Origin of the sequence: Segatella copri (assembly GCF_019249795.2) — a bacterium.
Taxonomy (GTDB): Bacteria; Bacteroidota; Bacteroidia; order Bacteroidales; family Bacteroidaceae; genus Prevotella; species Prevotella copri_B.
Genome location: NZ_CP156891.1, coordinates 1,150,729 through 1,165,256, shown reverse-complemented (window position 1 = coordinate 1,165,256; position 14,528 = coordinate 1,150,729). Strand labels below are relative to the sequence as shown.

General features: G+C 39.6%; 14 protein-coding genes and 1 pseudogene. 14 read left to right on the top strand and 1 reads right to left on the bottom strand.

Going from position 1 to position 14,528, the window contains the following annotated elements:
• Nucleotides 1-9: 9 nt before the first annotated feature.
• Nucleotides 10-936 carry a hypothetical protein gene (locus KUA48_RS05280; RefSeq protein ID WP_218433357.1) on the bottom strand — a complete coding sequence of 309 codons (927 nt, stop codon included), beginning with the start codon at nt 934-936 and terminating at the stop codon, nt 10-12.
• Nucleotides 937-2,026: 1,090 nt separating this feature from the next.
• Here KUA48_RS05280 and KUA48_RS05275 point away from each other — a divergent pair.
• From KUA48_RS05275 to KUA48_RS05210, 14 genes and pseudogenes are all read left to right on the top strand, one after another.
• Nucleotides 2,027-2,671, top strand: a complete 645-nt coding sequence (locus tag KUA48_RS05275) for an HU family DNA-binding protein (protein ID WP_218433356.1) — start codon at nt 2,027-2,029, stop codon at nt 2,669-2,671.
• Between the two features lie 90 nt (nt 2,672-2,761).
• Nucleotides 2,762-2,857 (top strand): smalltalk protein, encoded by a 96-nt coding sequence (locus tag KUA48_RS05270; protein WP_153072405.1) that lies wholly within the window; start codon nt 2,762-2,764, stop codon nt 2,855-2,857.
• Nucleotides 2,858-3,227: 370 nt separating this feature from the next.
• The gene (locus tag KUA48_RS05265) at nt 3,228-4,481 is read left to right on the top strand and encodes a DUF4421 family protein (RefSeq protein WP_334649338.1); all 1,254 of its coding nucleotides are present in this window, start codon (nt 3,228-3,230) and stop codon (nt 4,479-4,481) included.
• A 639-nt stretch (nt 4,482-5,120) separates the two neighbouring features.
• Nucleotides 5,121-6,224, top strand: a complete 1,104-nt coding sequence (locus KUA48_RS05260; protein WP_256624478.1) for a YafY family protein — start codon at nt 5,121-5,123, stop codon at nt 6,222-6,224.
• A 591-nt stretch (nt 6,225-6,815) separates the two neighbouring features.
• Nucleotides 6,816-7,946, top strand: a complete 1,131-nt coding sequence (locus KUA48_RS05255; protein ID WP_218433353.1) for a hypothetical protein — start codon at nt 6,816-6,818, stop codon at nt 7,944-7,946.
• 61 nt (nt 7,947-8,007) lie between these two features.
• Nucleotides 8,008-8,871, top strand: coding sequence for a hypothetical protein (locus tag KUA48_RS05250; RefSeq protein ID WP_218433351.1), 864 nt, complete (start codon nt 8,008-8,010; stop codon nt 8,869-8,871).
• Between the two features lie 37 nt (nt 8,872-8,908).
• On the top strand, nt 8,909-9,472 hold the full coding sequence (locus KUA48_RS05245; protein WP_218433349.1) for a hypothetical protein: 564 nt from the start codon (nt 8,909-8,911) through the stop codon (nt 9,470-9,472).
• Between the two features lie 24 nt (nt 9,473-9,496).
• A pseudogene (locus KUA48_RS05240) lies at nt 9,497-9,886 on the top strand (ATP-binding protein); the annotation flags it as partial.
• A gap of 124 nt (nt 9,887-10,010) precedes the next feature.
• The gene (locus KUA48_RS05235) at nt 10,011-10,247 is read left to right on the top strand and encodes a hypothetical protein (RefSeq protein ID WP_218433347.1); all 237 of its coding nucleotides are present in this window, start codon (nt 10,011-10,013) and stop codon (nt 10,245-10,247) included.
• A complete protein-coding gene (locus KUA48_RS05230) occupies nt 10,240-10,569 on the top strand; it encodes a hypothetical protein (protein WP_218433345.1) in 330 nt (109 codons plus the stop codon). Before KUA48_RS05235 ends, KUA48_RS05230 begins: the two co-directional genes overlap by 8 nt.
• A 106-nt stretch (nt 10,570-10,675) precedes the next feature.
• Nucleotides 10,676-11,311 (top strand): hypothetical protein, encoded by a 636-nt coding sequence (locus KUA48_RS05225; protein WP_218433343.1) that lies wholly within the window; start codon nt 10,676-10,678, stop codon nt 11,309-11,311.
• Nucleotides 11,312-11,468: 157 nt separating this feature from the next.
• Complete coding sequence (locus KUA48_RS05220) at nt 11,469-12,134, top strand: hypothetical protein (protein ID WP_153092214.1); 666 nt, start codon at nt 11,469-11,471, stop codon at nt 12,132-12,134.
• 4 nt (nt 12,135-12,138) lie between these two features.
• Nucleotides 12,139-13,188 (top strand): DUF3825 domain-containing protein, encoded by a 1,050-nt coding sequence (locus tag KUA48_RS05215; protein WP_153092212.1) that lies wholly within the window; start codon nt 12,139-12,141, stop codon nt 13,186-13,188.
• A 22-nt stretch (nt 13,189-13,210) separates the two neighbouring features.
• On the top strand, nt 13,211-14,284 hold the full coding sequence (locus KUA48_RS05210; RefSeq protein ID WP_218433342.1) for a YafY family protein: 1,074 nt from the start codon (nt 13,211-13,213) through the stop codon (nt 14,282-14,284).
• Nucleotides 14,285-14,528 lie beyond the last annotated feature (244 nt).

Sequence of the window (14,528 nt, the reverse complement as noted above, 5' to 3'; positions counted from 1 at the left end):
CTAATCAGCTTAATGAGTAAATGTATCCGGCATATCCTTCATAAAACTCTTCACCTTATCCATAGCAGATTGTCCCATGCCAGGAATCGGCTGTGCTCCGATTACCAGATTATTAAACACCTCAGAATCGAGTTCACGCACCACGAATTGGTCTTTGCCGCATAATATAGCCTTTCCTTTTTCACCATTTGGAAGCATCTTTATCCATGCTCCCGCTCCTGATGCGCCTGCAATAAGTGCAGTCTGGCGCGAATTCTCCGGATCGATTTTTACCGCACCACCTTCGTTTGCACCGAATGTAAAATCAAGATCACTATCCCAATCCTCACGGGCAGTTTTGAGATATTTATCCATCACTTTGGTCAGACGATCTAAATTGAGATGAGGGAAATGAAAAGTCACTTTACTGAAGCCATTAGGGTATTTTTTCAGCATATCCCAAAACACATTCGAACTGTAAACCGCAGATAGTTCAACCTTCAACAGTTTACTCTTCAGCAGTTTGCAGAAGGATGCTTCGAGAATATTAGCCACAGTTTTTGTATGGCTGAAAGCCGTAGATTTTCGCTCTATGGCGATGCGTTGGATTCCTGGGCGATTGTCGATGATGACCAGACAATTTCTATAATCAGCATATTTTTGAGACATCAGGTGTTCGTCGGTAATCGTTACGTTTGTAACATTTGCCACACGCATTACATAGACATTATCTTGTGGTTTCACTATTTGTTTGTGCCAGTATGGTTTCTTTCTGGCATTCTCAAACGGGAATGGTTTCTCGAAATCAGTCAGCAAAAGCTCTTCAAGCAATTGCTGGCGATTTTCAAATGATTCTTGCACATTTACTTTTACCCAGTCGGGGAACTCAAGTTGATATTCTTCGTTAGGTCTTATGATGCGTAAGAAATTGTAGTTGTAAATTGCAAATCCAGACATAGTCTTCAATGTATGTTTATTTGTTTATAAGTTTATTCAAGTTTAAATTTTATATTTATAGCCTGCTTTTTATAGCAGAATTGCCTTCAAAGGTACAAAATAATTGCGAAACATCTACATTTTATTATAAATATTAACACAAAAATGAAGAAAAAGACTTACCTAGGGATTTTAACCATTTATACAAGGAAATGAGTATAAAAGCTGATTATGTAAATAATGCTTACCGCCCCAAACAGAGCAATATTAAAGGAAGAAACTATGCAAAGGATAATGATATAAAACATACTTATGATAGCCATGTTCGATATTTTTACTCTTCTATATAGAGAAGCAAAAGAACTGATATCAAAGTGGTTTTATAGATTTCCAAAGGGAAAAACGCAAAAATGCTCTTCCTCACATCAATTCATGCTCCAAAGAAAGGGCATTTATGGCAGAAATGAGAGCGAAGGGAAGGCGAAAAATGGGGCGAAGAAGCAACGATATTGTAGGAAAAGGGCGCTGACTTATGTAGCTTATTTCTATACATTTATACACAGATAAAAATATATAATGGCTTATTATAAATCATTAATACAGAACAAAATACAAGTACAATACTAGCATTAAAAGAGTATTAATTAAAGCCTCAGAATCCGGTCATTAATGCCCGGTCATTTTCGGTCATTAAGGTTTTCGGGGGGCGAAAAAAGAGCTATAATATAATATTAAAATATTTAATATATATTATAGGGGCTAAATGACCGGAAGTGATTTTTCTTAATGACCGATAATGACCGGTTACTAATGACCGGATGCAGCCCGTTGCCATGAATCTCTTCACCTACTCTCGAAAGGCTCCATTTCACAAGATTCCGGAAAACTGAATTCAAGTTGCCGGAAAAGTATTGCTTCCTACAGCGCTTTTTCGTACCTTTGCACCAGCAATCGAAAGAAAGCTATTTTGTACCTAAAGGCGGTCATCTATGAAGACCGAGACAGGGAGCAAAAGATGACAGGCGCCGGTCATCAATGAAGACTCTGAAAAGGACAAGAAAAAGCATCTGGGAAATTGTGATTTAATAAACTCTTTAAAGCATAACATAGTATGATTAATTACAGCATCGTAATGCGTAGCGTGAACGCAAATCTTCTGGAAATCAACCAGGCGAAGTCACGCATCAACCAGGCAAAGAAGGAGGGTACAACCCCTGACCCTAAGGACCTGGAACTCGTGAAGACTGAGAAGCAGAATGCTTTCGCCATCTCGCAGTACACCGACATCATGACCATCGAGAAGTTTGCCAAGCACATCACCTCTCATGGCAGTGTTTATTCAAGAGCTGACATCAGCGCCATCCTCTACATTGCCGTAGACTGCATGCGTGAGATGTTGCTTGAGGGCAAGAAAATCCGTCTGGGCGATCTCGGTGATTTCTCTCTCCTTCTCACCTCAAAGGGTGCTGAGGATGCTGACAAGTTCACCGCACAGAATATCACCGGCGTAAAGGTTCAGTGGGAGCCAGGTCAGGAGTTCAAGAACCTTCGTGATGACGCCGAGTTCAACCTCGTAGCCAGCCGCAGCGCTCAGGCAGCCGTTATCAAGGCGATTAAGGAGGGTAAGACCAACGTTGACCTCAACGCGCCAACTACTCCGGATAATACGCCTGGCGGTTCTACCCCAGGTGGTTCAAACACCGGTCAGACCGGCAGCGACGGTCAAGGCTCTGAATCTGGCGACGGCCTTGAATAGCCCAAGGATAGACTGGCTAGGGTGCTAGCCCCTAGCCAAGCCTATCCACCCCCAAAAAAGTCAACATTCAACACTCAACATTCAAAAAAAATGAAAGCGAACACTTGGAAAACAATTCTGCAGATAGCCATCAGCATACTGACCGCTATCGCTACTACGCTCGGAGTAACGAGCTGCATGGGATAAAGAACATGGAGTCTACCTTATTATAATAAGCAGACTCATCCATAAATAAATCGACCGCTCACCTCAATACGAGGAGAGCGGTCTTTTTTTGTTTCTACCTAAAATCCGGTCATTAAGGTCACGGTCATTTTCGGTCATTAAGGATTTTTGGGGTTCAAAATGCGAATACACTGTGTGCGCAATTGAATTGGAATGCAACGTTAACCTTTCCGAGCAGTATGCATATTTTTATCTTCTTTTAAAGTTCTACGAAAAATCAATTCTTTTGATCCTTTCTTTCCTCATTTCTTATTTTTTTTTTGCTTTTTCCTTTTCTGTTTCGAAGTTTTGCCGTACTTTTGTACCGGAATAGGAAAGAAAGATAAATAAGATGAATAGACGAAAAATGAAAACTGGGTCAATGGTGATGTTGAAAGCATCATTTCTTGTGGTGGTATTTTCTATGGGAGTACTTGCTCCTGCCATTGCCCAGAACGGACAGAACAGGAAACCTCGAAAGAAGCTGAAAGAACTACTGATGAAGGCAGATAGCCTGCGACTCCAGTTGCGACAGTCTGCTGATAGGGGACGTATGCTCCAATGGGGCGACTCTCTTTTCATGGCAGAATTGGGTAAGAGCAAGATGAGTGAGAAGAAAAAGCAAAGGTTCATGAAGCATTATGTCAAGATTCAAAGACGCTTGAGCCTCTACGATCGCCAATTGTTCAGAGGAGATTCACTGCTGGCAGCCAATTATTACAAGATAAAGTATGATACTACCTACATCTCCCGTCCTCATGCCCGATGGACCATCAAACTGAGAGGCAATCTTTCTGGAGCCGATTTGGAAACTACGGCGAAGACGGATGGAACGGAAACGCATACCAAGGTGATGGCCGACTGCCGTGGAACCCTCTCCATGGCTGTGGCTTATCGTGGCTTGGGGCTTGGTTTGGCTGTAAACCCAGCCAAGCTGGCTGGCAAGAATCAGGACTTTGAGTTCAACCTCAATTCCTATAGCAACCGCTATGGCTTTGATGTGGTCTATCTCTCGTCCAAGACATTCCGTGGTCATCAGAAAATGGGAGGTAGCGAGATAGATATCCATAAGGGAGAAATCTCGCAGAAGGCTCTGAATCTCAATTTCTATTATGCCTTCAACTACCGCAAATTCTCCTTCCCGGCAGCCTTCAGCCAGAGCTACATTCAGAAGCGAAGTGCCGGAAGTTGGATGGTTGGCGCCAGTTTTGACGGTTCCAAGACGAAGGTGAAGGGAATGACTATCCGCCTTAACGAGTTGGCACTCGGTGCAGGCTATGGATATAATCTCGTTCCATCTTCTCATCTGCTGTTCCATCTGTCAGCCTTGCCAACCATCACGGTATATTCTCATGACTATACCAAGATGAGGGCTGAAGTAGAGGAGGGAAGTAGTGATACAGAAATCCCAACCGTTAAAAACAGCATGAAATATCATTTCCCGTCTGCCATCATTACCGGTAGAGGTGCAGCCGTCTATTCCTGGCGCAACAAGTTTGCCGGTGCCGCTGCTGTTTATAATTTCTCTGTAGCAGGAGATGAGGATCACCTGCAGGTGAAGAGAAACAAATGGCGAGTAAGAATGTTTTTCGGATTCAGGTTCTAGGAGCATACTTTTCTTCTTCCTATGTCAGTTTTTTTGTCGCCACCGGATTGTAGTTTTGCAGCAGAATTGACAATAACTCTATATAATAAGGTATGAATGCAGAAAGAAGAGGGGTTAGGAGTCCCTGAAAATAAAATATAAGAGGAATCCATAAGATTTCTTGTTAAAAGTTTGGTGGTTCATCAGATTTTTACTAAATTTGCCATTGGATTAGTGACAGGGCAGGGTAAAGTTCTCGCTTGAAGTCGCTATGATGCAGAGAAACAAGATTATCTTGTGGACACGAGCAAGCTATTCAGTTCTGTAGGTTGAAATCTGGTAAATTGAAACGTAGAAAGAACGAGAATTTGTTTGAGCGAGTCTACACCGTCATATAGTGTAATTTGGAATTTTCCATTCCGACTATAAATGGTAAATCGAGGATTTTTGAAGATGGCAAATTTGAAGGGGGTATAGTCAAAAATAAAGGTCATATGATGATTGATACTCCAGTATTTCCTTATTGGTTAAGAATAGAAAAATCCAAGGATGAATTTTATTAAGATGAGAAAGTTATTTTTACGGTCAAAAGTAAACCAAATGAAAAGAATCCAATTGCAAAAGTTTGGTATGCGATAAATGTCAAATTTAAAAAAACGAATGCTGAAACGTAAAAATCCCTTTGATGGAGATAGCTATTATGCTCAGTTTGCACGAGTAACCTACAAACGATTTATAAGTCGTGAGTGGGTTACTCATGCTGATGTTATGGCAGAGTATCGTGGTTTGAATTCTTCAGAAGAATTACCTTGTGGAGTTTCTAAGTGTGAAGGAAATGGTGAACTTAAAAAAGCATTTTCTGATATACGTAATAAAATCATAGAAAGATTAGGAGGTGAAAGCTTTCTGGAGGAAGGAACGAAAAATAAGCGTATTCGTTATATCGGTAAGGATGATGATCCTTTGGCTGACTTGCGTACAGCCAAAGTCATCTGTGACTTAAAGCAGTATTGGCAATTCTGTCAAGATTCTGCAGGCTTCTTCCCAATTTCATGGTTGGATTATTTCTTTAAAGATAGTAGGGATTTACTGGAGATTAAAGATACGCAGAATAAAGGTCAACAGATATTAGAAGCAAGTGAAGATAGAAATCTCACCAATATAGAGTTGCTTCCATTTCTTTATGAGGCAATAAAAAGAAAGCAAGTTCTTGCTATCTGTTATATACATTATACTGATAGTACAAAGAAAGAACTGTCTTTGATAATCTCTCCTCATTATTTAAAAGAATTCAATGGTAGGTGGTATTTGTTGGGTCATACAATAAATCATGAGGGAAAGGTATGGCGGCATCATATTGCTCTCGACCGTATTGTTGCTCGACCAAGAGAAATCTCGTCTGGGGTAACTTATGTGGAACCACAGGCTCATTATTATGAAAATTATTTCAAAAATATAGTTGGAGTTACTCATCCTAATAATGCCGAAGTAGTAAATGTGCATGTATGGGCCCACAACCATTATATGTTTATGCTTACGGAGACAAAAAAATACATCTTAGTCAAAAAAGTAGAAATACCTTTTGGTGAGTATATGGATGGTGCGTATGGAGAGTTTTCTGTTCAAGTCGAAGTGAATGACGAATTTGTAGGGCGCATCTTGCAAATGGGAGCAGGTTTAGAAATAGTTTCTCCACAGAATGTTCGAGAAAAGTTCAAAAGAAGAGTAGAAGCACTTGCAGATTTATATAAAAAACAGAAATAGACTATAAGAATTGGTTCCTTTCTTCTTGTCTTCTTGGAACCAATTCTTTTTCATTTTTTCTTGCTCGTTTTGAAAAGTTTGTCTATCTTTGCAGCGCAATTCCAAACATAGGGAGTGCAAAGGTCTTTGACATATTGGAGATATATTCAGAATGGTGGACATGATTTGACATTTGATGTTGTCTAACACATGATGCGTTGTGTATATTATTTATTATTAATTTTCAATTTTATCAAACCGTTGGCGAATAGTAGGTAATAATTACTTGCTTTAGCTGACATAAAACCAACAAAGTTATGAAACGGAACAACAGAAAAGAAAGTGTCATCAATGGTAAGAATGTGTTGAGAACTGTAGCGTTGGCTAGTTCTTGTTTAGCAGTAGCAGCAATGCTTGTACCTGCAACTCCTGTAATCGGAGGAATTGGGCTTGTTTGTTCTAAGACAATCCCATCTTGGTTGCGAGGACACGCATTCTTTTAATGCCCTCATTTTTGCATTGCTTCTATACGGACAATGTTTGTGTAGAAGCATGTAAAAGATGGCAAGTGAGTAATGTGACATTTTGAATAATCTTTAAAAAATCAAAGATATGAAAAAAGTAAACGACAAAACAGTAATCAATAGCGCGTCAGCAACATGTAGCGCTCAGTCAACAAACAACTATATGCAGTACCCAAAGTATCGTAACAAGCAAGGACATGGCTGGGCTGCAGAAGATGCTAATGCAATGGCAGACCGTCTTTCTGGAAAGAAAGTAGAACAGGTTGGTCGTGACAACTGCCTTAACGGTGCAGATCGCATTAGCAATGGTATCGAAATTCAGACGAAGTATTGTTCTTCCCCATCTAAGACTATAGGGGCTGCTTTTTCTGATGGTTCGTATCGCTATGGTGGAATGAAACTTGAAGTTCCAAAGGAGCAGTACGATGAATGTGTTCGATTGATGGCTGATAAGATTCGTTCTGGTCAAGTTCCAGGTATAACAGACCCAGCAGTGGCAAAAGATATAGTCATTAAGGGCAATTGTACCTACAATCAAGCTGTGAACATTGCCAAAGCTGGAACTTTGGATTCTGTTAAGTTTGATGTAAAGACTCAATCGGTTTCTTGTTCTATCACCTGTGGTTTTTCCTTTGTGCTTGGATATGCTAATGCTATCCGTAGTGGTAAAAGTCATGGTGAAGCTCTCAAAACAGCGTCTGTACAAATGGCCAAGTCTGGAGGTACTTCTTTGGTTGTAGGTGTTGGAACACAACAGTTACTCCGTACAACTGTCGGTCGTTCAATGGCATCGGCTGCAACAAACTCTGCCAGGACCATACTTGATGTTGCAACAACAACTCAAGTCGGGAAGACTGTTGTCGAGAAGACGGCTTCGGCGTTAGTTGGCAAGGAAGTCGTTGGACAGGCTGCGAAGAATGTAATCGCTAAGGGTATGCGAACTAACATGATAACAGGTGGAATCATGCTGGCAGCACAGACGATACCTGATGCTGTGAAAATGTGCAAGGGAAAGATGTCGGCTGGCGAGTTTGCCGAAAACACAACAAGTAATGCAGCCGGAATAGGTGCAGGTTATGCTGGTGGAACCTTTGGCGCAGCGTTAGGAACTTTTGTTTGTCCTGGAGTTGGAACAGTTATAGGTGGACTTGTCGGTGGAGTTGCAGGTGGCCTTGCTGGTTCTTCCGTTGTACGTGGAGTATTCTCGCTTTTTAAGTGAGAATACTCGCAGTAAAGCATAAGTTTTTGAGTTTTTTGTAGAACACTTAGAAGGATAAATTATGAGCAAGATAGATTTAGTGAGCATATTAGTAAGGCAACTTTGTGAGGTGGATGACCATGAGAGCGATTTGGCAGAAGATGCTTTGTACGATTTTGTGAGCAATCCTAATACATCACTTTCTGAAAAACAAGATGCATTAGCTTTGATAGAACGTAAAATCAAGCATATAGCAGAAGATATCGGTTTCTTCGAGGAAGAAGATATTTCTGTTAGGATAAGTGATAAAGATAAGTTTGCGCTATATTCGCTTCTTGTAGCTCGACGTTATCTGATGGATCAGATAATGGGTGAGCCAAGCAAGGATTACGTGGAACGTGTCTCTTACCAAAGTGATAAGTTGGCAATGCTGATGGCCGAATGTTTGAAGCAAGGTACTGAAATGTGGGATGCTGTTCAGAACTCTTCATCTTTTAAGGCGAATGACTACCTGCAATATGGGGAGTATGTATTAGAATATAAGGCTGATTCTTGTCAGGCGGTATTGGTTTTGGAAGACGATGATGTCTATGGTTCGGCTTTTCCTTTCATACATCGGCTGATTTACACTCTTGGTGAACAGATAAATCTGTTTGACAATAACTTGATGAAGAAAAAGCTGATATTGGATGCTCTTGCAGATAAAGGTTGGGCTGCGGAGGATTTGCCATCTGAGGTCACTAGTTGGGATGAAAGTGTGCTCTTTACTCCAGCTTTTGAAAAGATCAAGATATGTCCAGCACTACTTGCTTTGCATTGTTCTTTGCCTTACAGTATTCCAGATATTGTGAGAATGAACAACTTTGTTAGCAGAACAGCCATTACGTGCGAGAAAAGCTTTAGTGAAGATACTTACCATGTCAATGATGATATGATGGATATGTAAGTGTTTTGTGAGTAATAACAAATAAAAGATAGAAATTATGGAAAAGAATATCAAGAAAAGAGTGTGTTGGTTGGCTGCGGTAATGAGTGCCGTGCTGGTAGTGTTATTTGGCTATTGGTTCTTCTTGAACCCTCATGGCTATTGGCAAAAGCAGAAAGAAGCTGAAAAAAATGAATACATGGAAAAGCAAATGCTTTGGCGAAAGTCGGAGAAAATGACCATGCAACAGATGTTATCAGACATGACGTTAATGGCTAAGGGGGATTCTGTCAAGGTTTGTTGGCTAACCGGTCTCTCGCTTCCTGTTTATCGTGACTTCATTCATGGTACTGCGCAACCTACAAGGAATGCTTGGGCTGAGACAAGATATTGGTATATGTCTTCTCTTGCTAAAGGCAGAGAATGGATGGAGGAAAGAATTGAGAAGAGAATTTGTAAAAGTTTAATCTTCGTAGAATCAAGTCGATTTCAGGTGCAGAAGGATTCCTTGAAGGATTATCGTAAAGAGAAACCTACTCATACGGAGATTGAATATAACAAGATGTATCCAGCTTTTGGTAAATCTACTGATAAAGAGTTTGAAGATTGGAGAAAAGTGTAGATTCTAACTTAAAAGTGTACCTGTCTGGAGCAGCTGGATTGGAACGAATTGCCTGAGGAAATCAAGCACTTGTTGCCAAGGGTGGAAACGCTGGACTTCATACATGAGCACAGAAATGTCGTCCTTTATGGAAACCCCGGTACGGGAAAGACACATGTAGCGACAGCCTTGGTCATAAAGGCATGCATGGAGGGGATGTACGTGCTCTTCAACCACCTCTCGCTTAGGGCTGACACCAAGTCCACCTTCATTACGACAAACCTCGCCTTTGATCGATGGGGAAAAATCATAAAGGATAAGGTGTTGGTGACTGCTCTGGTTGACAGACTCACACACAATGCTTTCTTGGTAAACATGAATGGAGAGTCATACAGATTAAAAGAAACTAAGAAATTTAATGAGCAAAACAGATGATTTTATGGATTTTATTTGGTTGTTTGATTATTTAAGCATACCTTTGCAATCGGTTTGGAGTTGTACACTTTAATTAGTATATACAGAGAAAAGAGTATAAACGTTTTCATTTGTTCTAAGGAGTATGAATGCAAAGATAAAATTGGGGTTGGCTTTAGTTTTAGTCTTGTGTTTCTTGGGTTTGTCTATAGGAGCACTAGATGTGGTACCCAAATATATAGAAGATAGATACTATGTTATGGGTGTGGAAGGTAAATGGTCGAATTTAGTTTCCCTCTTGTTCTATGTCATGGCTGAAATGTGTGGCTTTTATGGTTGGTTAGTGTTTAGACATATAAAATATAAAAGAAGATATGGATAGAATTTTGGGGTATCTAGCTATGGTCTACATCTTTTTGCCCTGGCGACCGATAGTTGTATTGGTGGCAGCGATACTGTTTGTCAACATCAATGGTACGGAATTGTATGGATGGCAAGCTGGTTTGGCGCATGGATTGTTCTTCCTGCCTAATCTGGTGAGGCATCTCTTTGACGGTGATGTCCTTTTCAAGGCTACCAATTGTACTACAGGTTATCATGTTGCCTGGTGGATAGTTACAGTCGGTTCGTGCATCGGTTGGCTCGTTGATGCAACCTTCTCTTTTATGAAGGCATCGGCATTTGTAGGTAGTGATAAAGAATAAATTAATATAAATACGATGAATAGTATGGTTGATTTATGTGGTAATTTCGTGGGCCATTCGCTTGGGAACCATGGCTTATGATTGGATAGTTTCATTGTTCTAAAATATGAATAGCAACATTTTCTTCTTGCCTTTTATTGGCAGGTATTATGCCAATGGAGGCTTGTTCGGTAAGCGAATAATGATATTGGGCGATAGCCACTATTGTGACGGAGGTTGCTACGACTGCGGCAACTGCGGCAACTGCCGTCTATGTAGGCAGTGTGCAAAGTTTACGCAGAATGTCCTCCGTGACTTTCTCGATGAGAGAAAGGAGCGTCAGAACTGGATGCGTACTTTCGTGAAGTTCGAACGGTCGCTTGTTGGAGAGAAGACCGATTGGGCGTTGAGACGGAAGATATGGGATTCTGTTATGTTCTATAACTATCTGCAAGTGGCGATGACAGGTCCTCGTAAAGCTGGTACGTCAACGCAATACAAACAGGCAGCTAATGCATTCTTTGATGTCATTGATGAGAACGAGCCTGAATGTATTATCGTTTGGGGTAAGCGACTGTGGAACAATATGCCAAACGAACGATGGCAGGATGGTGACGACATCGTAGTCGATGGTTACCATGCAGCTACAGGATATTATCTCTTACGCAATGGCAAGCGAGTGAAGGTCGTAGCTGTATACCATCCTTCTGGTGGATATTCCTGGAGTTATTGGTATCGAGTGATAAAACGTCTGCTTGAATAAAATCAGACAGAGTGTTAGTGCAGCACCAATGTGTGGCACTAATATAAAGATATATTGTTTTGTTAGACCGACAAAATGTTATATCTTTGCAATCGACAGAGGAAAAAATCTCTGTATTTTAGAAACTTACAAAGTTAAATAAGTATATAAAAAAGATATGATTAAAGACGATAAAATAGATAAAGAGTTGCAAGAGGCAGGTGTCAAGTTCCTACCTTTTGTGGGCGATGAGTATTGGAATGGCATTTCCTTTGACAAGGATGGAAACCTTGTACTTGGAACGGAAGAAAATCCTGGAAAGAAGGTGCTGGTTCTTGGTGAAAGCCACTATTGTGATGAAGATTTAAGTGACGAAGAATTATCATCGTTTACAAGAGATGTTCTGGATAGCTATTTAAATTCAGAAGAACGTTGTAGTTGGAAGCGAACCTTCCTAAAGTTTGAACGTGCATTGTCTAATGCTGACACAAATATCAATAGTAAAAGTATTTGGAACCATTTAATGTTCTATAATTACCTCCAATGTCCATTGCGAGGGCTACGGATGGCAGGTGAAAAATACTATGAGGAAGCTAAGGAACCATTCTTTGCCATTTTAGAGAAGTATAAACCAGACTATATAATAGTTTGGGGACGTAGGCTTTTTGTGAATTTACCTTCAGAAAATGTACTGGAAGGTGAATATATGCCGAGTATTGAAATTAATATTTGGAGTTATCAGATAGATGGTCATACGATTATGGTTTTACCTGTTGTCCATCCTTCAGGAGGGTTCTTGTGGGGATATTGGCATGAGGTTATTGTTGAATTATTAAAAAAATGATTTTATGGAACAGGAAACAACGTTTGAGTATAATTCACTGTCTTGCTTTTTGCAACTTGAGAATCTTGATACCGACAACAAACAGACCACACCAAAGGATTCTATATTTCGAGATGTAAGCGTTCTTAAATTATATTATGATATTTTACGTAATGTAGAGAAAGATCCATTTAAATATTGGAATATCTATGCTTTACGAAATTATCTTTGGTATTTTTATGAGCTTTCTCAATCTATGTATAGCTCAATACGCCATATTATACCAAACCCATTAAATATATTTGTATCATCTGGTTTTGCTATTTTCTTTACCGGGTTATATAGCAAATTAAAGAATAAAGGCTCTAAAGAAGGAATATTTATAGTTTGCAAAAAACAAGAAGATGAAACTATCAATAGATGTGTTATGTCTTATTCTGAACTTTTAGCTTCAGATTTTAAAGAAGGCTTAGACCAAATAACAATGAAGTCAACATTTGAGGAGTATCTTCCTTTAGCTATTGAAGGTGCTCCAGCAACTATAGAAAAAATAGAAGGTTTTTCAAACGATGAATATAATAACTATGAAATGTATGATAATGGAAATTATAAGGATACAAGGCTTCATATTTTAATTGATGGGGTGGATAATATTCCTAATGATTATTTTAGGATTCTTTATGGTATATGTCCTGGTAATAAGTATGTTGATTTGAACAACAAAAAACGGATAGTTTTAGAATCTGTTCAAAAAGGAACAAATGAATTTAATAACTATCAGAATGCTATGATAGAGGCTATTAATAAGGCTATTGAGACTGCAAAAAATGATAATAATTTTAATCAATTGCCATTAAATTTTTATTCCAATCCGAAAACTATTGGTAATCCATTTCAGTATTTATTACCAATTGATTTTACAGGAACGGGGAATCCTGATTTCTGTGCTTGTATATCCGTTGATGCAAAAGGAACTGGAAGATTGAAGACCATATTAAATATGAATGAGGTCTATGGTAATGTGAGAGTTTTTGGCATGGATGCTGTAGAATCTGTAAAGGATTGGTGGGTTTAGACATTATTAAATAATTGGCAAGATGCGTCAAGTAAAAAGCAATATTTTTAATGGAGATAGTTATAAAGCGATTTTTGCACGGGCAATCTACAAGCGACTCATGAGTCGTGAGTGGGTTACTCTTGCAGAGATAATGAGTGACTATCTTGGAGAGCCATGCGAGAATCCATCGAAAGAAGAGCACTATGGAGAACTTAAAAAGGCTTTCGGTGAGATAAAGGTGCTTATTATAGAGAAAGTGGGTAAAGACAGCATTGAGGTAGAAGGCAACAATCGTAGCCAACGTTTTCGCTATATGGGTGATGTGGAGAATCCTTTGTCCGACTTGTACAATTATGGTAGGGTTATCCGTGATTTGAAAACGTATTGGCAATTCTGCCAAGACTCTGCCGGGTTCTTTCCTGAATCATGGTTGGAATACTTCTTCAAAGAATGTCAAGACCTTTTGGAGATTAAGAAGAAAAAGGAAGATGGCGAACAGGTGTTGAGTGCCAGCTTGGATAGAAAGCTAACGAATATAGAATTGCTGCCGTTTCTTTATGAAACAATTATCCAAAAGAAGGTCCTGCAGATTGAATACAAACCATACAACAAGAAATGCCAAACACAGATCGTTCATCCCCATATGTTGAAGGAATTTAATGGAAGATGGTATTTGTTCGGTTATGAGGAAGGTGATGTACCTATGCATATTTGCAATATAGCCTTAGATAGGATATGTGCGAAGCCGAAAACATGTAATGGCGTGACATACCTGTCAGCACCAAAAGGATTCTACGATAAATATTTCAAGAATCTTGTTGGCGTAACTCATTATAAGAAAGCAACGGCATTTCAGATTCGTGTGCGAGCTCATAGCAATTATATGTTTAAACTGACAGAAACTAAGCCTATACACCAAAGCCAGCAGACAACCATCCCTTTCGGTAAGCATGAAGACGGAGAATATGGCGAGTTTACAGTCTATGTTGAGCTAAACAATGAGTTTATAGGTCGTATCCTGCAAATGGGAGCTGGTCTTGAGATTGTTGGTCCTGATGAAGTGAGGAGAGAGTTCAAAAAACGTACGGCTGAGCTTGCCAAGCTGTATGAATAGCAAAGACGAGAGTGTAAAAAACATCTAATTTTACACTCTCATGTCCGTTAATTATCCCACCGCAGGCTATTCATGGGAGTATTGGTATCGTCCGCTCTCTTCTAATATGGACTTGTATTGTTCACAACAATTCAATATCTTTGTCATGGATAAGGCTTTCAGTAATCTAAAAGTCACTTTCATTGTGCTTGTTTGCACTATCTCTTAACCATTGAAACTAACTATTCGCTGTTTATGATTGACG

Excerpts from the sequence above, each read along its gene's own strand:
- KUA48_RS05270 (WP_153072405.1), top strand. The coding sequence starts at position 2,762 with ATGAAAGCGAACACTTGGAAAACAATTCTGCAGATAGCCATCAGCATA.
- KUA48_RS05280 (WP_218433357.1), bottom strand. The coding sequence starts at position 936 with ATGTCTGGATTTGCAATTTACAACTACAATTTCTTACGCATCATAAGA.
- KUA48_RS05230 (WP_218433345.1), top strand. The coding sequence starts at position 10,240 with ATGGATAGAATTTTGGGGTATCTAGCTATGGTCTACATCTTTTTGCCC.
- KUA48_RS05220 (WP_153092214.1), top strand. The coding sequence starts at position 11,469 with ATGATTAAAGACGATAAAATAGATAAAGAGTTGCAAGAGGCAGGTGTC.
- KUA48_RS05265 (WP_334649338.1), top strand. The coding sequence starts at position 3,228 with ATGAATAGACGAAAAATGAAAACTGGGTCAATGGTGATGTTGAAAGCA.
- KUA48_RS05260 (WP_256624478.1), top strand. The coding sequence starts at position 5,121 with ATGCTGAAACGTAAAAATCCCTTTGATGGAGATAGCTATTATGCTCAG.
- KUA48_RS05245 (WP_218433349.1), top strand. The coding sequence starts at position 8,909 with ATGGAAAAGAATATCAAGAAAAGAGTGTGTTGGTTGGCTGCGGTAATG.
- KUA48_RS05255 (WP_218433353.1), top strand. The coding sequence starts at position 6,816 with ATGAAAAAAGTAAACGACAAAACAGTAATCAATAGCGCGTCAGCAACA.
- KUA48_RS05225 (WP_218433343.1), top strand. The coding sequence starts at position 10,676 with ATGAATAGCAACATTTTCTTCTTGCCTTTTATTGGCAGGTATTATGCC.
- KUA48_RS05215 (WP_153092212.1), top strand. The coding sequence starts at position 12,139 with ATGGAACAGGAAACAACGTTTGAGTATAATTCACTGTCTTGCTTTTTG.
- KUA48_RS05275 (WP_218433356.1), top strand. The coding sequence starts at position 2,027 with ATGATTAATTACAGCATCGTAATGCGTAGCGTGAACGCAAATCTTCTG.
- KUA48_RS05210 (WP_218433342.1), top strand. The coding sequence starts at position 13,211 with ATGCGTCAAGTAAAAAGCAATATTTTTAATGGAGATAGTTATAAAGCG.
- KUA48_RS05235 (WP_218433347.1), top strand. The coding sequence starts at position 10,011 with ATGAATGCAAAGATAAAATTGGGGTTGGCTTTAGTTTTAGTCTTGTGT.
- KUA48_RS05250 (WP_218433351.1), top strand. The coding sequence starts at position 8,008 with ATGAGCAAGATAGATTTAGTGAGCATATTAGTAAGGCAACTTTGTGAG.